The following is a 20,201-nucleotide window of genomic DNA, read 5'->3' on the forward strand; positions in this document are numbered from 1 at the left end:
GGTATAAATAATGAATTCACGGAAATTAGAAATTTTAGTTGGCTTTTTTGTAGCGTTAGGAATTGCTGCATTTGCCATGTTGGCATTAAAGGTCGCAAACGCAGGGATCAGCGGTAGCGGTGAAACCTATCAGTTAAAAGCTAAATTTGAAAATATTGGCTCATTAAAAGCACGTGCGCCAATCAAGGTCGGTGGTGTTGTTATTGGCCGTGTTGAAGCTATCTCGGTTCATCCTCAGGAGTTTTTACCTGTGGTAGATATGACAATAGATGCCCTATATCAGTGTCGCTTTTCAGATACCAGTTCGGTTTCTATTTTAACGTCAGGTATTTTAGGCGAGCAGTATTTAGGTATTAACCCAGTGATAGCGCCTAAATCTGCAGAACAGCGCTGTATGGGTCAGGAAGTAACCAGTAACGATCAAGATTTAGGATTAGATGAATTATTTGGTGTCGAAAGTAAGGCACTAAATGATGGTGATTACATCACTGATACTAAGTCAGCATTAGTGCTTGAAGAGTTAATTGGGCAGTTTTTATTCAATCAAGGTGGCGAGTAATTTATTATGTTTAAAAAGTTTTTAATGGTTTTAGCGTTGACCGTCAGCGCCGTTAGTGTAGCCAGTGATGCAGTTGATTTGAAAGACCCATATAAAATGGTCCGCCAAGTATCTGATAACACTTTTCAGCGTATTACGCGCGATCAGGCTTTAATTAAACAAGACAACGAGCACCTGCGTGTGATTGTTAGTGAAGAGCTTATGCCTTATATAGATTATAAGTATGCGGCATTACGTGTACTAGGCAGTCATGTATCAAAAGTGCGTGCAATTAAAGATCCAGCAGAGCAAAAGCAAGCAGTTGAAGACATTAAACGTTTTATTGATGTTTTTCAGCAGTATTTAGTAGCGACTTATGCGGGGGTTTTTACTCAATACACTAATCAGCAAGTTGAGTTTGGCCAAAGTAAGGCGTTTGCAGGACAAGACGTCGTATTAGTTAAAACTAAAATTGTTGAGCCGGGTAAGCCAGAAATCAAAATAGATTTCAAAGTACGTGAAGATCGAAGTGGTGAATGGCGTGCTTATGATATGGTTGCTGAAGGTATTAGCTTACTAGATGCCAAGCAAAGTGAATTTCAAGGTATCTTGCGCCAGCAAGGTATTGAGCATGTAAGTAACTTACTAGAGCAAAAAAGCACATTACCAGTGCAGTTTAGAGGTGAAGGTGGTGATGAGTAAAGTCACCGTCACGAAACTCAGTGATGCGCAGTTTCGGGTCAGTGGAGAATTGACCCGAAATTCAATTTCAGCTGAACCACTTGTTAATAAACACTCACAAAGTAACCATAAAACATGGTATTTTGACCTTTCTGAGGTATCTAGGGTTGACACGGCGGGCTTAGCTTGGTTAATTCACTCTTTCGCAGAATTAAAGCAACAAGGCATACGCCTTGAATTGCAAAATATCCCTGAACAATTGCAAAAATTAATGCAGTTGGGGCAGGTCACAAACCTATTTGAGTGAGAGTTATGGAAACTAGCCAAGTTGAAACTTTATTGCGCGACGAACTGCAATTAGCCGAAGTACATGTTAAAGCCAACGGTAGTCATTATGAAGTGATTGCTGTAGGTGAATGTTTTGACGGGTTAAGCCGTGTAAAAAAACAACAGCTAGTTTATGGCCCGTTAATGAATACGATTTCTGACGGCACGATCCATGCTGTATCGATTCGGGCTTTTACCCCGACAGAGTGGAAGCGCGAACAAAAATTCATTTTACCTCAATAAAAAGGTTTCCTCATGGATCAATTTGTAATTCAGGGTGGAACCGGGCTTGCCGGTGAAGTCACTATTTCAGGCGCTAAAAATGCAGCTTTACCTATTTTATTTGCTGCATTGTTAGCACAGGGTAAAAGCACATTTAACAATGTCCCTCGCTTACGTGATATCGGCACTACTGAAGCACTATTAAAAACGCTTGGCGCAGAAATACAATGGCATGGCGATCAGCTTATAATTGATGGTGGCAAAGTTGATAAAACACTTGCCCCTTATGAGCTTGTTAAACAAATGCGTGCATCAGTGCTTGCACTTGGACCTTTGGTTGCTCGTTTTGGTCAAGCGCAAGTATCATTGCCTGGTGGTTGCGCTATTGGTGCGCGCCCAGTTGATATTCATATTCAAGGTTTAGAGCGCATGGGCGCGACGATTAACGTTGAAAATGGTTATATCAATGCCACCGTTGATGGGCGACTCAAAGGCGCTGAAATTTATATGGAAATGGTTAGCGTCGGAGCCACTGAAAACTTATTAATGGCGGCAACGCTTGCTGATGGTAAAACAGTATTAGAGAATGCGGCTCGTGAACCTGAGATTGTTGATTTAGCTACTTGCTTAACTGCAATGGGTGCAAAAATCACCGGAGCAGGCACTAGTCGTATAGAAGTTGAAGGTGTCGAAAAGCTAAGTGGGTGTGAGCACCGCATTTTACCTGATCGCATTGAAACCGGTACGTTTTTGGTTGCCGCAGCGATGGCTGGCGGCGAAGTGTTATGTAAGTTAACTGATTTTCATAGCCTTGAGCCAGTCATTGAAAAATTACGCGCCGCTAATGCATTAGTTGAAGTTCATAGCGATAGCATTTATTTAGATATGCGTGGCCGCGAGTTAAAAGCAGTTAATATCAAAACCATGCCTCACCCGGGTTTTCCAACTGATATGCAAGCCCAGTTTACCGCGTTAAATGTGGTTGCAAATGGCAGTGCAACAATCACAGAAACGATTTTTGAAAACCGCTTTATGCATGTTCCTGAACTGCAACGTATGGGCGCTAATATTCGCTTAGAAGGTAACACTGCAATTTGTGGCGACACTAAAAGCTTGAGCGGCGCACAGGTAATGGCAACTGACTTACGTGCATCTGCAAGCTTAATTTTGACCGGTATTGTTGCGCAAGGTGAAACGGTTGTTGACCGTATTTATCATGTAGATCGTGGTTATCAGCGTATCGAAGATAAGCTGAGTGCGTTGGGTGCAAATATTAAGCGTAGAAGTAGTTAAGTGGTTCTAGGTCCTAGGGTTCCAGGGTCCTAGGACCCTAGGTTTTTATAACTTGGTTTCTAGCTCTGCAACTGTCAGCATTACTTTTTGAATTTTTCCGTCACGATAAAGCTCAAACTCAATTTTTTCACCGGGTTCTGAGTTTCCTATGGTACTCAATGTTTGTTGTGGGTTAGATACGCTCACCCCCGCAATTTTAATAACAATATCTTGCTCTTTGATGCCCGCTTGCCATGCTGGACCTAACGGGTCTAAATTAGTAATACGCAGCCCTGAAACCGGTGTAAAGTTATCACTTACTTCTTTGCCAGTCGTATCTACGGCAGTACCCGTAAAGCCTAAGTAACCTCTAACAACACGACCATGGCGGATCAGTTTATCCATAACTTCTTTCGCCAATGAATAAGGCACAGCAAAGAAAATACCCTGAATATCTAAATTCTCACGGGTTTTAAATTGTGCGGAAGTAATGCCTACCAAGTCGCCATTGGAATTAACCAGTGCACCACCTGAATTACCGACATTAATCGCAGCATCCATTTGTAGCAGGTTATTATAGGGACTATCGGTGATTTTTTGCTTACCTGTAGCACTTATAATCCCTTGGGTAATTGTTTGGCCAAGGTTTAATGGGTTACCTATTGCCAGCACTACATCACCAACGCGGGGCGAGAATCGCTCACTGATTGGAATAACAGGCAAATGCTCTACATTAATTTTTAATAACGCTAAATCAGTAATGGTATCAAAGCCAATTAACTGCACATCAAAAAAGCGTCGGCCATCGGTTAAAATTACAATAATTTGATCAGCATTATTAATGACATGATAGTTCGTTAAAATGTACCCGTCACTAGACATTATTACCCCTGAACCTAACTCCCTTACGGTATTTTGGCGCTTATAACGAGGTTGGCTAGAAATGCTTTCTGAAAAGATAGTGACAACAGAAGGTGCAGCACGTTGCACTGCATCAGCAAAGCTAAGATGTTGTGCACTCATTGCGCTGGGCAAGGGGACGTTAGGTAATAGTGACGCTCGCATGTTAGGGCTAAAAAACACCACTAAAAACGCAATCCCAAGGCCTGCAAAAAGTGGTGGAAGGACAAACTTAAAGAATTTCAGCACGGTTTTCTTATTATTAGTGGGCATTCCCTTTATGATGGCACAAAAAAAATAACAGCGGCAAGTGCCACTGTTATTTTTTATGTTATTAAATGTGTTTATTGCTTACTGAATGAGTACAAATACAGATTCGCGGCCTCGTTTTACGCCAAGTACAATATTTCCCTTGGTGTTTTCGATGATTTTGTTCATATCACGAATCGATTCGACGCGTTGACGATTCACTTGCATAATAATGTCGCCTTCCTCAAGTCCCACTCTTGCTGATGGAGAACGAGGATCGACAGATGTTAATTCAATTCCTTTAGCGCCATTTTTCTGTACGCTTTCGAGAGTTGCACCTTGGAATGCAGGATGTAGTTCATCACCAGCGGCTGTTAGACCTGCTGCACCATCAAGAGTTACTTTTATCGTTTTGATTTTACCATCGCGATAAATTCCCAATTTAACTTTTTTACCTTCGCCCAGAGTCGCAATTTTACTGCGTAGCTCATGGAAGCCACTTATATCTGTGCCATCTATACTAACAATTACATCACCTGCTTGGATCCCTGCTTTACTTGCAGCTGAATCATCAGTGACCTTCATCACATAAGCACCTTGTTTTACATCTAGCTTTTGCGCTTTGGCAAGGCCTGCATCGAGAGGGCGGCCAGATATACCTAATGAGCCTCTACGTACTTCGCCATGTTCAACAATTTGATCGACGAGGTTTTTCATCATATTGGAAGGAATTGCAAAGCCAATCCCTACATTACCACCAGATGCGCCTAAAATAGCGGTATTAATACCAATCAACTCGCCATTTAAGTTAACCAATGCGCCACCGGAATTACCTTGGTTTATAGCTGCATCAGTTTGAATGAAGTCTTCGTAGCCTTCTATATTTAAGCCGCTGCGGCCAAGAGCGCTAACGATTCCTGATGTTACCGTATGACTCAAGCCAAATGGGTTACCAATCGCCACCGCAAAGTCACCAACGCGAAGTTGATCAGAGTTAGCAAGTTTCACTTCGATTAAGTCTTCAGCGTCTATTTGTAAAAGGGCGATATCGGATTCTTTATCGCTGCCAATTTTCTTCGCTTCATATTCACGGCCATCTTCAAGTGTAACAAGCATGGTTTGCGCATCTTGTACTACATGGTTGTTTGTAACAACGTAACCTTCTTTGGCGTCAATAATTACACCGGAGCCTAAACCGCTAAATTGGCGCTTTTGGCTGCGCGGTTGTGGATTGCCAAAAAAGAAGTCGAGCGGGTCACCGCGACGGCGCACTTCTTTTGAACCAGAAACTTGGATACTGACAACACCAGGCGTTATTTGTTCTAGCATGGGCGCTAAAGTTGGTAATTGTTGACCATTTACTGCGATAGGCATTTTAGCCACTGAGATTGCAGGGGTTAATAACAAGCTGGCAGATACCATAGCTGCACTGATTAACGATAATTTCATTTTCATAGTCAGGGTTTACTCCACTTTACAGAAAAAGCACACACAAAAAAGGCTGCAAATGCAGCCTTTTATCAATGTTGTATCTAATGCACTGGAAAATATATTTCAGTGTCTTTAGGTATGCATATAAAACATAAGCTGCTCTATCTACAGACTATGGGGTCAAATAAAAGTTCATCAAGACACTTTAGAATATTTGAAATTACTAGGGCGTGTTGACCTTTGTGGATTGAAATTTGTTCAATCTAGGGGCGATTTAATCGCGGCGCGAGGTTTGTAACCTAGCGGGCTAAGTAAAAACCGAGCAACAAAGAGTCAATCGCCCCTAGGAAGAACCCTTTGGGCAGCGCATGTTTGGCATTTATACTGCGTTATCGCTTATTTATGGGGAACAACCACACTGCATAGGCGCTGCCTTGTCTAAATACCAAACATACTGCTGCAAAATCAATCACGAAAGGTCAACGCGCCCTAAGACGCTTTCGCTGATTCAGGCTCTTTATTCTCGCCTGCAAATAACCCTGACTCACCTGATACATAGTCAGCTGGTTGTGCATGAGCAGATGAGCGATCGCTCTGACGCTCTTTTAATGAGCGTTGTAATTGTTCTGTGGTTTCTTTAGAGAAAAATGGTTCAGCAGGGTGCTGCTTTTTATCATTAACGAGTAATTTGTTTGTTTCTTCAACGTGATCAAGTAGCTGATCATAATTGTCTTTCATCTTATTAACGAGCTTACCTGTACTTGCTAGATGATCGGCAACATCTTGACGGTATTGCTCAAGTGCATTTTTTGCCTGTTCAGCCTGTTGTTCTAGCTCATCTTGTTTAAATTGCTTTTTAGTTACAAATGCGCCGAGGAAAAACGCCGCAACTGCCACAATAATAATAATGCCGATCCAAGTAACTGTACCCATAAATTCTACCCCTTTGGGAAAATAACTAAAATTACGCATAAAGCGTATATTCAAAAATAATTTCTGCTGCGGATAATATACCCCGAGTTACGATGCGTGTTAATATATTGCGCAAATTAAACCGTGTTTTATTGTAATAATCTATGACTCCTTGGCAAAAATACCAACAAGATCTACAGCGTGATGACTTTGTTTATGATGCCGCACAAGAAAATGCAGTGCGTCACCTACAAAGGTTATACGATGATTTAACGACTCAAAAACCTGCGACTCAAGGTTGGTTTGCGAAGCTATTTAGTAAAGATAGCACGGCTCCTATAAAAGGTTTGTACTTTTGGGGTGGTGTGGGTCGCGGTAAAACCTATTTAGTCGACACCTTTTATGAGGCGCTACCGGGAACACGGAAAATGCGCGTGCATTTCCATCGCTTTATGCACCGTGTTCACGATGAGCTTAAAAAGCTCAATAAAACGGCTGATCCACTTGAAGTGGTGGCTGATATTCTCAAAGCTGAAACTGACATTATCTGCTTTGACGAATTTTTTGTACAAGACATCACAGATGCCATGCTACTTGGCGGTTTAATGGAAGCATTATTTGCTCGTGGTATCGTTTTAGTGGCAACGTCCAATATTGTGCCTGACGAATTATATCGCAATGGCCTGCAGCGAGCTCGTTTTTTACCAGCAATAGCACTCGTAAATGCAAACACTGAAATTGTGAATGTGGATTCGGGTATTGATTACCGATTACGTACTTTGGAGCAGGCTGAGATATTTCATAGTCCGTTGGATGAGCAAGCTGATAAAAACTTGTTTGAGTATTTTGATAAGCTATCGCCAGAGCCTGGCAAGCTCGATACTTCTATACAAATAGAAGGGCGAATGATCAAAACCCGCAAAGTATCCGATTGTATTGTGATGTTTGATTTTGCTGAGCTATGTGAAAGCGCACGTAGCCAAGTTGATTACATGGAAATAAGCCGACTATATAATACGGTGATTTTATCGAACGTAAAACAACTCGGGCAAAGTAATGATGATGCAGCACGTCGCTTTATTGCATTGGTCGATGAGTTTTACGAGCGCCACGTAACATTGATCATCTCAGCAGAAAAACCAATCACTGAGTTATACACGCAAGGAAATCTTAATTTTGAGTTCAAGCGTTGTATTAGTCGATTGCAAGAAATGCAGTCGTTAGAGTATTTAGCAAGAGAGCATTTGGCGTAGCTTGAGCCGTCAGCCGTCAGCCGTCAGCCGTCAGCCGTCAGTTAAGGCAAGCTTTTCTTGACACGTAAGTTAATACGAACAAAATTGACAGCTTACAGCTTACAGCTTACAGCTTACAGCTTACAGCTTACAGCTTATAGAACAAATTTCTTGCGGAAAAAACAACCGTTGAGTAGCAATGTGGTAAAAGTGCTGGTATACTCCCGCGTCTGCCACGTTGCGTTCTATTGCCTTCATTAGATTAGCCTCTTTTGAATGGCGCACAAGTCTTAAACTCGAAGGGGTTGGAGCAAACATTTAGAGCGGTAATTAATAATAATTACCTGTGGTTTTAATTGAAAAACATTGGATTTTTATAAATGAAAACGTTTGTTGCTAAACCGGAAACAGTAAAACGTGACTGGTATGTAGTTGACGCTGAAGGTAAAACTTTAGGTCGTATCGCTACTGAAATCGCTCATCGCCTACGCGGTAAGCATAAAGTTGAATATACACCGCACGTAGATACTGGTGATTATATCATCGTTATCAACGCTGAAAAAGTTACTGTAACTGGTAACAAATTCAAAAACAAAGTGTACTATTCACACTCTGGTTTTCCAGGTGGTCTTAAGTCTACTACTTTTGATAAACTTCAAGCTGCAAAGCCTGAAATGATCATCGAGAAGGCTGTTAAGGGCATGTTGCCACGTGGTCCTTTAGGCCGCGCAATGTACCGTAAACTTAAGGTTTACACTGGTACTGAGCACAACCATGCTGCACAACAGCCTCAGGTTCTAGACATTTAAGGAGCACTAACATGGCAAATCAATACTACGGTACAGGTCGTCGTAAAAGTTCAAGTGCTCGCGTATTCTTACGCCCAGGCACTGGTAACATCGTAATCAACAATCGCTCTTTAGAAGAGTATTTTGGTCGCGATACAGCACGCATGGTTGTTCATCAAGCTCTTGGGCTTGTTGATATGACTGAAAAGTTTGATCTTTACATCACCGTTTCTGGTGGTGGTACTACTGGTCAAGCTGGTGCTATCCGTCACGGTATCACTCGTGCACTTATGGAGTTTGACGAGTCATTACGTCCACAACTTCGTAAAGCAGGTTTCGTTACACGTGATGCACGTAAAGTTGAGCGTAAGAAAGTGGGTCTTAAGAAAGCGCGTAAGCGTCCACAGTTCTCAAAACGTTAATATTTACGTTATCAAGAATTCAAAAACCCAGCTTATGCTGGGTTTTTTGTTTTTTAGAGCTATAAAAGCTAGCGAGAGTAAAGTTAGCGAGTAGTACAGTGTCAACCAATACACCGTAGCGTGGGTTGGGTATCACGAAACCCATGGGTAAAAGAACGCCACGAACACTTTAAAGCTCAGTGTACCCTTTGAAACAGAAATCTACAGTATTAGAAAACTCGCACTTTTTATAAGTAACCAGCAAACTCGTATTAAATATACGCCTAATAATTAACCTACTACTGCCTTTCCTGCGTATAACTCTAAAAAAAGTTCAATAATTATCATAATTAGTGTAAATCCGTCAGTTAATTGATGAATTTTTTTGCTACAATTGTCTGGCAAGTAATGTGAGTGAGTTCAACAGCACCATGTGCAGTTTTTCTGCTTCCTCTTAGTGAGGTTGATCTTGGTCAGTATATTGTTTTTGTAAAAGTCATATCATAGAGACGGCTCTATGCTCGAGCTAACTTAGTCAATTAGTTGATAAAGTCGGGATTATTCGAGCATGAGGCTGTTAATAACCTTGTTTTAGTCAGGGGTTTTAATTATGATCGCTTCTATTTTAAAATTTCGAAAAATTAACCTGCTGTAACTGATGTTCTCAATATGGCAAGTGTTGAGAATCATAGTGGAGATAAGTGGATGAGCAATGCGCCTGTAGACAATGGCCGACGTCGCTTTTTAACCATAGCTACCTCTGTTGTAGGTGGTGTTGGTGCGGCTGGGGCTGCTGTTCCTTTTATTGCGTCTTGGAATCCAAGTGAGCGAGCTAAATCTGCGGGTGCGCCTGTAGAAGTAGATATCAGCAAACTTGAGCCTGGACAATTAATACGTGTCGAGTGGCGTGGTAAACCTGTATGGGTTGTATCACGTACCCCAAAAATGCTTGAGCAGATGAAAGAACATGAAGGTCAACTTCGTGATCCGCAATCGCAAGAGCCACAACAATTAGAATCATCAACAAATGATTACCGTTCATTACGTCCAGAGATATTTCTCGCTGTAGGTATTTGTACGCATTTAGGATGTTCACCGCAGTTTTTAAGTGGTGGATTTGGTGAAAAGGTAGAAGGAACTGATGACGGTTTCTACTGCCCATGTCATGGTTCTAAATTTGATATGGCTGGCCGTGTATTCCAATCGGTACCTGCTCCATTGAACTTAGAAATACCACCTTATACTTTTCTAGATGAGACCACTATTTTAGTGGGTGAAGAAAGAGGGGTAGCCTAATGTTTGGTAAAATTATTGGTTGGATCGACGATCGTATCCCAATGACACGTGTTTGGAACATGCATATAGCACAGTATCCTGCACCTAAAAACTTTAATTTCTGGTATTTCTTTGGCTCGTTAGCCATGTTAATGCTAGTAAACCAAATCCTTACAGGTATTTGGTTAACCATGAACTATGTTCCGTCTGCTGAGGGCGCGTTTGCGTCAGTAGAATACATCATGCGTGATGTAGAATACGGCTGGTTATTACGCTATTTGCACTCAACGGGTGCGTCAGCGTTCTTCATCGTTATTTATCTGCATATGTTCCGTGGTATGATCTATGGTTCTTATCAAAAACCACGTGAATTACTGTGGTTGTTTGGTATGTTTATTTTCTTAGCACTTATGGCTGAAGCTTTCATGGGGTATTTATTACCTTGGGGGCAAATGTCGTTTTGGGGTGCACAGGTAATCATTTCACTATTCGGTGCTATTCCGGTTATTGGTGATGACTTAACGCTTTGGATCCGTGGTGATTATGTAATATCTGGTGCGACGCTTAACCGCTTCTTTGCACTGCATGTAATTGCATTGCCATTGGTTATCGTGATCTTAGTATTCTTACATATTGTGGCACTTCACGAAGTGGGTTCAAATAACCCTGACGGTGTTGAAATCAAGCGTAAGAAAGGCTCTGTAGCTGAAGAAGATAAGCCTAAATTTAAATTCCATGAGTATTACACTGACAAGAAAGACATTGTTGATGCGATACCGTTCCATCCTTACTACACAGTAAAAGATATTGTGGGTGTGGTTGGTTTCTTAATTTTCTTTTGTTGGGTTGTGTTCTTTATGCCAGCGATGGGTGGGTTCTTTTTAGAAGCGCCAAACTTTGAGCCAGCAAATCCACTTAAGACTCCTGAGCATATTTTCCCAGTGTGGTACTTTACGCCATTCTATGCAATCTTACGTGCAATCCCTGATAAACTTATGGGTGTTGCTGCGATGGGCGCATCGATTGTAGTACTTGCGTTATTACCTTGGCTTGACCGTGGTACAGTTAAATCTGTTCGTTATCGTTGTGGCTTCCATAAATGGAATATTGCAGGTTTTGTGGTTACTTTCGTTCTATTAGGTTGGGTGGGTGCAACTCCTCAAACTGATATGAAAACGATTATCTCGCAAGTCTGTACTGTGACTTACTTTATGTTCTTCGTGCTGTTGTTTGTATACAGTAAGAATGAAAAAACTAAGCCATTGCCAGAGAGGTTGACGAAATGATGAAAAAGCTAATTATCGGTTTATTTGCTTTATCAATAAACGTATTGCCGGCAATGGCGGCGGGTCCTTCGGTTCCATTAATGGAAGCTGGAAATGACCTAACTGATCAGCCTTCGTTGCAACGTGGTGCTAAGTTGTTCATGAACTACTGCCTTGGTTGTCACCAAATGGAGTATCAGCGTTATGAACGTACTTTTCGTGATATCGGTATTCCTACAGAAGTAGGTCTTGAACAATTAATTTTTGATGGTTCAAAAGTCGGTAGTCACATTACCAATGCAATGGAAAAAGATGATGCAGCAAAATGGTTTGGTGCGGCTCCGCCGGATCTAACTCTAATTGCACGTGTAAAATCTCCGGATTATATTTACACGTATTTAAAATCATTTTATAAAGATGAATCTCGTCCGTTTGGCGTAAACAATATTGTTTTCCCATCGGTAGGTATGCCTCACGTTCTTCAAGAATTGCAAGGCTTACCAACACCTATTACTGAACAGGTTGAAGAACATGGTCACACTGTGACTAAAGTTATTGGCACTGAAACAGATGGGTCGGGCGAAATGAGTGTGGATGAATACGACCAAGCGGCTCGTGATTTAACTAACTTCCTCGAATACGTGGGTGAACCTTCACGTCTTGATTCAGAAGCGTTAGGTCTTAAGGTAATCGGATTTTTAATTATCCTGTTTATCTTGGCATTCATGCTTAAGAAAGAATACTGGAGAGATGTTCATTAAGTTTGAACATATTTAAAGGTAATTTTGCAATAGGGGCTTAAGCCCCTATTGCTGTTTTTGTTATTTAATGGAGGTAGGCATGGCCGTAGCTGCCAATAAGCGCCCTGTAATGACCCTTTTTTCTGGTGCTAACTGTATGTATAGCCATCAAGTACGTATTGTACTTGCTGAAAAAGGCGTAAGTGTAGATATTCATCTGGCTGAAAAGGACAACCTGCCAGAAGCACTTCATGAAATTAACCCTTACGGTACAGTGCCAACACTGATTGACCGTGAGTTAGGTTTATATCAGGCAAACATCATCATGGAATACCTTGATGAACGTTTTCCTCATCCTCCACTAATGCCTGTATATCCGGTAATGCGTGGCCGTAGCCGTCTAATGATGCATCGTATCGATACGGACTGGTATAGCCTTGCTGCAAAAGTTTATGGCAATGGCGCAGATGCTGCTCAAGCACGTAAAGAGCTGACAGAAGCATTACTAGCTGTTGCAGCAATCTTTACTGAAGCTCCTTACTTTATGAGTGAAGAATTCAGTTTAGTTGATTGCTACTTAGCACCACTACTATGGCGTTTACCTGAACTTGGTATTGAGCTTAATGGTGCTGGTTCTAAAGAAATGAAAGAATACATGATCCGTTTATTTGAGCGTGAATCATTCCAAGCTTCTTTGACTGAAGCTGAGCGTGAGATCCGTTTGTAATGACGTCTAATCGTCCTTATTTACTCCGCGCTTTTTTTGATTGGATTGTTGATAATCAGTGTACGCCACATTTAGTGGTAAACGCTGATTTTCCTGCAGTGCAAATACCAACACAGTTTATCCAAGATGGTCAAATTGTGCTTAATATTAGCCCTTCAGCCGTCACGCAGTTTTCGATGGATAATCAGCAATTAAGCTTTAGCGCCCGATTTGGTGGTCAGCCAATGCAAGTATATGTGCCAATTGGTGCAGTGCTTGCTATTTATGCCCGCGAAAACGGAGAAGGCACAGTGTTTACCGCAGATGAGTTTTTAGAGGACGAAGACGATTTTGTAGGTGAGCTAGAAAGTGTTGATTTAGACGATGGGTTCACCCCTGATGATGAACCTACACCGCCTAAGCCAGATAACAAAAAAGGCTCGCATTTACGTGTTGTAAAATAATATGTAAATTGACAAAAAAACCGCTAAGTAGCGGTTTTTTTATGTCTGTATAAAAGCGCATTAAAGGTAAAAATCAAAGGTGCTAGGGAAGTAACTAGGTGCAAGGTAAACTCCCGGCTGCGGGCGCATAGGGATTTATGTTTGCGTAGGCGGGGGTTTATGCCGCGCAGGTGGTGTTAAAGTTCATAGGCGACGAGCTGCTAGAAACGGGTAAAGGTTGATTGTTTACCCCGCGTTTTTTAGTGAAGATGCGCGAGGTAAACTCCCGCCTACAGGAATTAAAAAACCTTGCGATATTAACTGCAAGGCTTTTAAACTCCTCGAACCTGATACCTTTACAAATACTCAAACACTTTAATTACACGTTCAACACCAGATACGTTACGGGCAACGCTTACAGCCGTGTTAGCCTCGGAGTTGGAGACTAAACCCATTAAGAAAACTTCGCCATTTTCAGTAATTACTTTGATGTTATTACTACTAATATTATCGGTAGTAAGTAGCTTTGTTTTTACTTTTGATGTTAACCACGAATCGTGTGTTTTTGTGCTAATGCTAATATTAGAACCGATACGAATCTGATTATGGATCTTACGTATGCCTATTACTGTCTCAATCGCACGATGGGCTTCATTTTTCATTTCTTGATTGGCAACTTGCCCTATCAATAAAACAATGCCATTAACGCTTACAGCGCTTATATTGGCATGATCTGCTAAGCGTGGTATCTCATTTATAGATAAGTTAGCTTTGATCTCGATGTTGTTATCATCAATTTGTGAACCCAAAGTTCGGCGATCATTCGCTGCAGTTACTGCGCCAGCAGTTCCTGCAACAACGGCAACGGCGCAACCTTGTAAAAATAAAACGGTACTGATAATAATAAGTGAGTGCTTGAGCATTAACTTTCATCCTGTGGAAATAGGGTTAAATCGATTAACTCACTTAGGCAATGAAGGTTAACTAAGTGTGACTCTATAATGCGACTAGGGCGCTTTGATGGTACGCGGATCTCAACATCATTTGCGCCAAGCAAGCCTGCTAATTCACCACCATCATCACCAACTAAAACTATCACTTTCATATCTTTAGTTAACGCAGCCTCAACCGCAGAAATAATATTCTTTTCATTACCATTAATGGCCAGTACCAGCAATAAATCACCTTGTTGTGCAAACGCACGCACTTGGCGAGCAAATGTATCTTGTTCGTCACTTTGGCTCGTTTGACCTAAGTTAATATGTTCTTGCGATAACGCAATTGCAGGTAAGCACGGGCGTTCTGTTTCATAAAAATTAATCAACACACCAGCCATGTGTTGAGCCAGCATATGACAGCTTGCTGTGCCGCAAAAAATCAATTTATTACCATTGATTAAGCTTTGCGCAATTGTGAATGCGGCGCTTTCTAACGCACTAGGCAAAACTTCACCTGCAGCAATCTGCACTTGAATACTTTCTGTAAAAATTTCTTTTATTGTATCTTGCATATTAAAATACGTTTTTTATCCAATTAAGTTGTTGCGGCACTTCGCCGGTTATTGCGACAAAGTCAATTCTGAGCGCTTGATTACTCAGTTTTTTAAATGCTAAATAATGATAAATTGTACGTTTTAAACGTTGCTGTTTTTGTTTACCAAGTGCATGCAGCGCGCCGCCTTTTATGTGGCTACTGCGAAACTTCACTTCAACAAATACTAATGTATCACCATCACGCATTATCACATCTAGTTCGCCGTAGGGGCAGTTATAGTTGCGCTCAATGGCTATTAAACCTTGTTCTTCTAAATACTTTTGCGCTTGTAACTCGTAATACTGACCTTTTTCACGGCTATTTTGCCATAGTTGTTTAAACCAAGACATCACAACATCCTTATTTTGCTGGCCTCAAATCAGGATTATAGCTACTCACTCCCCATTTGGTCACTTGCTGTTTGCATAAATAATGGGATCGGTGCATGTGTTTTAAGTTGCACGGCGCTAATTTGCTTGTTTTTGTATTGAGCCCAATTCAAATGACGGTTAATTTGGCCATCGCTAGTAATGCTTAATTGGCCTGTTAAACCACTGAACTGCTTACCAGGGATCATACTCAACTGTGTAATATCACTAAGCATTGCTACGGAGTCATAGGCCATCGCAAATAATCGTTGGCTTATATCAGCTTGATCAGGCCATAAAGTATTATATTGCTGACGTAAGGCTTGCTTTGATATCTGGTCACTTAGCATCCACGGTAACTCAGTAAAGTACAAACCATCTAGGTCGCCTTTATCAGTTTTATCAATTTGTTTACTATGACTTTTTGAACTTGCGTAAAGTGGGATCCGTTCAGCAAAGGTACTTACATTTACATCTAAATAAGGTTTGAGCAAACGGGTTTCCATGGCATCACCTAGGATATAAATAACATCAATATCACGACGAGATCGAGTTTCGCTTTCAACTTCTTGTTTAAATAATGATTTTACTGTGCTGATTCGCTCCTTCGATTTATCCACTTCGAGTAAGCTGGTTATCGTTGTAGGCATGTCCTTTTTATCATCGTATAAACCGACTTCTGGTTTTGTTTCACTATAGCGTTGCCACTGAACATTAAAGTACTCAACTAACCGTTGACCAGCACCGTTATTTGGCGCAAGCAACATCGGTTTTTGGTAACCCATTGCTAAAAAGTGTTCCAGCGCTTGCTGAACTTCATGCTCAGGATTAAGTGCAAAGAAATAATGCTGAGTTGATGTGCGTTCGCCATCAAATGAATTTAAATGTAAAGTTGGATAGCTTTGCAGAGCTTGATTAGCCACAAGTTTATCAATGTTACCTTTGAGTAATGGGCCAATCACAAAGTTTGGTTTAATCTCGCTAAGCTTAGCTGTTATTTCTGAGGGACTAAGCATTTCATCAATAAAAATAGTCTCTTGAATCGGTGAGCTATCTAGCGCACCTAAAATACCTGCTTTTAATGCATCACCTAACCGTTCATTTGCACCTGACTGGGGAATTAGCACTACTAAACGTTCAATATCTAAGGGGGCAATAGCTATAAGTGCGGCCGCTTTCTTAGGCAATACATCTATCGCAGGGTGAGTTGGATAGCGTCGCTGCCAATTATTAATTGCCTGATCCAATTCAACAGGCGCGCCTAAATACACTAAATGATATAAAGCTAAATTAACCCAACCTTGTTGAACAACAGAGCCGCGGTTAAAGCGTTCAAGCGCGTAAGATGAAAGCTGTTTTAAGTTTTCCCATAATCCTTTGTTTAACTGCGGTATGGTTAAGTTATTTTTACTTGCAGTCTCTGACGCCCTAAAAAAGTAAGGCATCGCGTCTTTAGGTAAATTTTGTGATGCGTAAATACTGGCTGTTAGATACTGGTGCCATGCAAAGTGTTCGGGCTGCGTTAGTTGTGAATCTAAACTGGCGAGGATTTCAAGCGCCAAAGTGTTCTTGTTTTGCTGCTTTTGTGCAAATGCGATGTAAAGCTTGTTTTGTACCTGATCAACACTCGGAGTACGCTCAAGTTCGATACACACTTGTTCCAATAGTGGCCAGCTTTGTTCAGTTATTGCTGCGTCACGAGCACTGTACAGTAGCTGAATTTTATCAGCACCTTGGCGATTCAAAGCAATTTGGTACATAGATTGTGCATCAGTCGCTTGAATTTGTGTGGTGCTATTAGCTGAACTGAGGTTTTCAGTGGTTTTAGTCGGTTTTTCGGTTGTACTACAGGCCGATAACCCTGACAATATGATTAATAGACTAACAAGTTTAAGTCGCACAATGATTTCCCAATACGTTAACGCGATTTGCTTATATTACTGACTGACGCAGGAGACCTCAATGTTAAATGAGGAGAATTCACAGAAAATCGGCACTCTTTACATTGTAGCCACCCCAATCGGCAATTTTGACGATTTAAGTCAGCGCGCAATCGCGACATTATCGCAAGTTGACTTAATCGCTGCTGAAGACACTCGCCACACCGGCAAGTTGCTCAGTCATTTTGGGATTAAAGCAAAAACGTTTGCTTTGCATGACCATAACGAAAAGCAAAAAGCGCAACAAATTATTGATCAACTTAATCAAGGTTTAAATATTGCGTTGGTATCGGATGCCGGCACACCGCTGATTAGTGATCCAGGTTATGCCGTGGTTAACTTATGCCGAGAGCAAGGTGCGCATGTTACGCCAATTCCAGGTGCGTGTGCTGCAATTACGGCCGTATGTTGTTCAGGCTTACCAACTGATCGTTTTCAGTTTATTGGCTTTACACCCGCTAAAAGTAAAGCACGACAAGATTTTTTCATTGATGCGGTTAATTCCAACATCACCAGCATCATGTACGAAAGCACGCATCGTATAATGGCCAGCCTTGACGATTTAGAAGCTGCGCTTGGCAGCGATCAGCAGGTTGTATTTGCTAAAGAGCTAACCAAAACATTTGAAACCTTTTTCAATGGCACTGTAAGCGAGCTTAAACAATTTTTAACTGACGATCCAACCAAGCAGCGCGGTGAAATAGTACTCATGTTGCCAGGTAAAGCAAAGCTTGTTGATGATGTACCACCTGAGGCGCGTAAAATGCTGGCGCTCCTTGAGAATGAAATGCCAATGAAAAAAGCCTGCGGTATTGTGGCTGATTACTTCGGCATGAAGAAAAATGCCTTATATAAAACAATTATCGACGAAAAAGAATAAATCTTACTGCACATACTGCTTAGCTCAGGTATAATGCGCGCCGAGTCAGCCAAGATGATCGCTGCCTGTGACGAAAATGATCAGGGGGAGGAAAGTCCGGGCTCCATAGGGCAGGGTGCCAGCTAACGGCTGGGGGGCGCGAGCCCACGACAAGTGCAGCAGAGAGGAGACCGCCAATCTTCGGATTGGTAAGGGTGAAAGGGTGCGGTAAGAGCGCACCGGGCCACTAGTAATAGTTGGTTGCAAGGTAAACTCCACCCGGAGCAAGACCAAATAGGGTTCTATCATTTTAAATAATGAACGCGTGGCCCACGTGAGAACCGGGTAGGTTGCTTGAGCCATAGAGCGATTTATGGCCTAGACGAATGATTATCACTTTCTTCGGAAAGGACAAAACCCGGCTTATAGGCTGACTCACTCATTCAACAAAAAAGCCCGCAGTTAACGCTGCGGGCTTTTTTGTGCTTGAAATTTGCTATCAGATTTTAGCCATAAGCTATAAGCTATACCATTAGTTGGTGTGGTCGCTTGGTAATAGAGCTTGAAATACCTAGTGTTAATGAATTAGATGAACTACGCAGCTATCACAGCTTTAGGCATACGTTTATAAGTAACATAAGAAATAACCACTCGTTTGATCTCTCACTAATACAACAAGTGGTTGGTCATGAAATTTCAAAAGGTGGGATTACAGATAAATATACACATGGTGGAGCTAGCTTGAAGAGGCTAGAGGCGGTAATAAATGGATTTGATTTTTACGTAATATAAGAATAAGGCTTCTTTGTGTGATCTCTATATTAAACTTTTATGTTTTTCATCTAATCACGCATTTACTCAAATGAAAGTAAGGAGTATTGTTTAAATAAACCAAGTGTAGTTATAAACTTATCCAATAACCTTCAATATTTTGAAGCTAATGTATGAGCTATATTTATTAATAAGGACGTTAAAATTGTCAATAACACTAAGAGAACCAGAATTAAAATTCGGAAAAGTTAAAGAAGTGGATGGTAGCTCAATTATTCTTTATGCCGATTTTTTAGAGCGTAAATTTGGCGGTACTAATTACTGTGCAGAAGTTGGTGCTTACGTCAATTGCGGGGGCGCTAATGGAAATACTATTTGTACTATAAGCAAGGTGCAAATAACAGAAATAGATAAAACCAAAAGAGGGGATAATGGTTTAGAAATTTATACTGAAGAGAGGAGGGTTGTTACTCTTTCAATTTTAGGCTGTGATGTCGGTGGTAAATTTAACCGAGGCGTTAAACGTCTTCCAACAATTAACTATGACACATATTTTTTAAGCAGTGACCAAGTAAATCAATTAATAGGTATCAACCTAGAAGAAGATAAAGAGCATTTTTGTGTTACCGATAAAAGTGATGATAATCAAACTTACTTAAACCTAGACAAGCTTATGGGTAGACACACTGCAATTTTAGGTACGACTGGAAGTGGTAAAAGTTGTACTGTTGCTTCAATAGTTCAATCTATCCTCTCAAGTTATGAATGCCCTCGTATCTTATTCTTCGATATTCATAATGAGTACCCTTCAGCGTTTGGCTATAATCAATCTGATCAAAATGACAGCTTCAAGAGTAGAACAAATGCGATTCCATGGAGTAAATTCTCGTTACCTTATTGGTTTTTAGATTTAGATGAATTTTTTGGTGTTTATAATATTGAACCAGGCTCTAATCAAAAAGCAATTATAAAAAAAATTATCACTCAACTTAAAGTTACTGAAGCTGAAAAACAACATATCAAAGAAATTATTGTTTCAGCGGATACCCCTATTTTTTTCAGTATTGATACACTTTTAGCTGATTTGAAAAGTGAAAAGGACTCACAAAGCAGCGCTACTGCAAAAAAGCCTTACGAAAGTATTATCTTAAAGATAGAAGCTGTACGCCAAGATACAAGGTATTCATTTCTGCATAGCAAGATGGATGATGAGACTTCAGTCGTAAGCGTATAGCTAACGACACCTAGCCTTGCTTAATATTCCAAGGTAATAGCGGTTCAAGGTCATCGGGCTGCTCAGCAAGGTGCTGTAAGCACGTTGATATGTAGTCATGCACTACAAGATCAT

At 41.0% G+C, this 20,201-nt stretch carries 22 protein-coding genes and 1 other RNA gene; 16 read left to right on the forward strand and 7 right to left on the reverse strand.

Annotated elements, in window-relative coordinates; translation table 11 throughout:
* Window positions 1-10: 10 nt before the first annotated feature.
* The 5 genes from mlaD to murA are packed head-to-tail and all read left to right on the forward strand — an operon-like array spanning window position 11 to window position 3,061.
* Window positions 11-559: an outer membrane lipid asymmetry maintenance protein MlaD gene (gene mlaD, locus A7967_RS12650; protein ID WP_054204403.1), complete on the forward strand. Its 549-nt coding sequence runs from the start codon at window positions 11-13 to the stop codon at window positions 557-559.
* A 6-nt stretch (window positions 560-565) separates the two neighbouring features.
* Window positions 566-1,240, forward strand: a complete 675-nt coding sequence (locus A7967_RS12655) for an MlaC/ttg2D family ABC transporter substrate-binding protein (protein WP_054204402.1) — start codon at window positions 566-568, stop codon at window positions 1,238-1,240.
* Complete coding sequence (locus A7967_RS12660; RefSeq protein ID WP_054204401.1) at window positions 1,233-1,526, forward strand: STAS domain-containing protein; 294 nt, start codon at window positions 1,233-1,235, stop codon at window positions 1,524-1,526. Before A7967_RS12655 ends, A7967_RS12660 begins: the two co-directional genes overlap by 8 nt.
* Before the next feature lie 5 nt (window positions 1,527-1,531).
* Window positions 1,532-1,789, forward strand: coding sequence for a BolA family protein (locus A7967_RS12665; RefSeq protein WP_007378312.1), 258 nt, complete (start codon window positions 1,532-1,534; stop codon window positions 1,787-1,789).
* A 12-nt stretch (window positions 1,790-1,801) separates the two neighbouring features.
* Complete coding sequence (gene murA / locus A7967_RS12670) at window positions 1,802-3,061, forward strand: UDP-N-acetylglucosamine 1-carboxyvinyltransferase (RefSeq protein WP_054204400.1); 1,260 nt, start codon at window positions 1,802-1,804, stop codon at window positions 3,059-3,061.
* A gap of 45 nt (window positions 3,062-3,106) precedes the next feature.
* Here the strand turns inward: murA and A7967_RS12675 are convergent, their stop codons facing one another.
* From A7967_RS12675 to A7967_RS12685, 3 genes are all read right to left on the reverse strand, one after another.
* Entirely contained in the window at window positions 3,107-4,189 is a 1,083-nt protein-coding gene (locus tag A7967_RS12675; RefSeq protein WP_054204553.1) for a trypsin-like peptidase domain-containing protein, read from the reverse strand.
* Window positions 4,190-4,291: 102 nt separating this feature from the next.
* Window positions 4,292-5,644, reverse strand: coding sequence for a DegQ family serine endoprotease (locus A7967_RS12680; protein WP_054204399.1), 1,353 nt, complete (start codon window positions 5,642-5,644; stop codon window positions 4,292-4,294).
* 465 nt (window positions 5,645-6,109) lie between these two features.
* Window positions 6,110-6,553: a Z-ring associated ZapG family protein gene (locus A7967_RS12685; RefSeq protein WP_054204398.1), complete on the reverse strand. Its 444-nt coding sequence runs from the start codon at window positions 6,551-6,553 to the stop codon at window positions 6,110-6,112.
* Window positions 6,554-6,696: 143 nt separating this feature from the next.
* Between A7967_RS12685 and zapE the strand changes: the two genes are divergently transcribed.
* The 8 genes from zapE (at window position 6,697) to A7967_RS12725 (ending at window position 13,403) form a co-directional block, all read left to right on the forward strand.
* Window positions 6,697-7,785 (forward strand): cell division protein ZapE, encoded by a 1,089-nt coding sequence (gene zapE, locus A7967_RS12690; protein ID WP_054204397.1) that lies wholly within the window; start codon window positions 6,697-6,699, stop codon window positions 7,783-7,785.
* A 359-nt stretch (window positions 7,786-8,144) separates the two neighbouring features.
* Window positions 8,145-8,573, forward strand: coding sequence for a 50S ribosomal protein L13 (rplM, locus tag A7967_RS12695; protein WP_007378318.1), 429 nt, complete (start codon window positions 8,145-8,147; stop codon window positions 8,571-8,573).
* An 11-nt stretch (window positions 8,574-8,584) separates the two neighbouring features.
* Window positions 8,585-8,974 (forward strand): 30S ribosomal protein S9, encoded by a 390-nt coding sequence (rpsI, locus tag A7967_RS12700; protein WP_054204396.1) that lies wholly within the window; start codon window positions 8,585-8,587, stop codon window positions 8,972-8,974.
* A gap of 684 nt (window positions 8,975-9,658) precedes the next feature.
* Window positions 9,659-10,249, forward strand: coding sequence for a ubiquinol-cytochrome c reductase iron-sulfur subunit (gene petA, locus A7967_RS12705; protein ID WP_054204395.1), 591 nt, complete (start codon window positions 9,659-9,661; stop codon window positions 10,247-10,249).
* Window positions 10,249-11,514 (forward strand): cytochrome b, encoded by a 1,266-nt coding sequence (locus A7967_RS12710; RefSeq protein WP_054204394.1) that lies wholly within the window; start codon window positions 10,249-10,251, stop codon window positions 11,512-11,514. Before petA ends, A7967_RS12710 begins: the two co-directional genes overlap by 1 nt.
* A complete protein-coding gene (locus A7967_RS12715; RefSeq protein WP_054204393.1) occupies window positions 11,511-12,254 on the forward strand; it encodes a cytochrome c1 in 744 nt (247 codons plus the stop codon). Before A7967_RS12710 ends, A7967_RS12715 begins: the two co-directional genes overlap by 4 nt.
* Before the next feature lie 79 nt (window positions 12,255-12,333).
* A complete protein-coding gene (sspA, locus tag A7967_RS12720) occupies window positions 12,334-12,960 on the forward strand; it encodes a stringent starvation protein SspA (protein WP_054204392.1) in 627 nt (208 codons plus the stop codon).
* Window positions 12,960-13,403 carry a ClpXP protease specificity-enhancing factor gene (locus A7967_RS12725; protein WP_054204391.1) on the forward strand — a complete coding sequence of 148 codons (444 nt, stop codon included), beginning with the start codon at window positions 12,960-12,962 and terminating at the stop codon, window positions 13,401-13,403. The genes sspA and A7967_RS12725 overlap by 1 nt, the downstream gene beginning before the upstream one ends.
* 335 nt (window positions 13,404-13,738) lie before the next feature.
* Here the strand turns inward: A7967_RS12725 and dolP are convergent, their stop codons facing one another.
* From dolP to A7967_RS12745, 4 genes are read right to left on the reverse strand one after another with little or no spacing between them, the layout of a single operon-like run.
* Entirely contained in the window at window positions 13,739-14,305 is a 567-nt protein-coding gene (dolP, locus tag A7967_RS12730; protein WP_054204390.1) for a division/outer membrane stress-associated lipid-binding lipoprotein, read from the reverse strand.
* Window positions 14,305-14,892 carry an SIS domain-containing protein gene (locus A7967_RS12735; protein WP_054204389.1) on the reverse strand — a complete coding sequence of 196 codons (588 nt, stop codon included), beginning with the start codon at window positions 14,890-14,892 and terminating at the stop codon, window positions 14,305-14,307. The genes dolP and A7967_RS12735 overlap by 1 nt, the downstream gene beginning before the upstream one ends.
* 1 nt (window position 14,893) lies before the next feature.
* A complete protein-coding gene (locus A7967_RS12740) occupies window positions 14,894-15,265 on the reverse strand; it encodes a YraN family protein (protein ID WP_054204388.1) in 372 nt (123 codons plus the stop codon).
* 41 nt (window positions 15,266-15,306) lie between these two features.
* Window positions 15,307-17,184, reverse strand: coding sequence for a penicillin-binding protein activator (locus A7967_RS12745; protein WP_064435743.1), 1,878 nt, complete (start codon window positions 17,182-17,184; stop codon window positions 15,307-15,309).
* Window positions 17,185-17,245: 61 nt separating this feature from the next.
* On the opposite strand from A7967_RS12745, the gene rsmI reads away from it, so the two are divergent.
* The 3 genes from rsmI (at window position 17,246) to A7967_RS12760 (ending at window position 20,087) form a co-directional block, all read left to right on the forward strand.
* Window positions 17,246-18,103, forward strand: coding sequence for a 16S rRNA (cytidine(1402)-2'-O)-methyltransferase (gene rsmI / locus A7967_RS12750; protein WP_054204386.1), 858 nt, complete (start codon window positions 17,246-17,248; stop codon window positions 18,101-18,103).
* Window positions 18,104-18,144: 41 nt separating this feature from the next.
* Window positions 18,145-18,524: RNase P RNA component class A (rnpB, locus tag A7967_RS12755), an RNA gene on the forward strand.
* 534 nt (window positions 18,525-19,058) lie between these two features.
* Complete coding sequence (locus A7967_RS12760) at window positions 19,059-20,087, forward strand: ATP-binding protein (protein WP_064435744.1); 1,029 nt, start codon at window positions 19,059-19,061, stop codon at window positions 20,085-20,087.
* Window positions 20,088-20,201: the final 114 nt, after the last annotated feature.

This window comes from Pseudoalteromonas neustonica (assembly GCF_001653135.1).
Classification (GTDB): domain Bacteria; phylum Pseudomonadota; class Gammaproteobacteria; order Enterobacterales; family Alteromonadaceae; genus Pseudoalteromonas; species Pseudoalteromonas neustonica.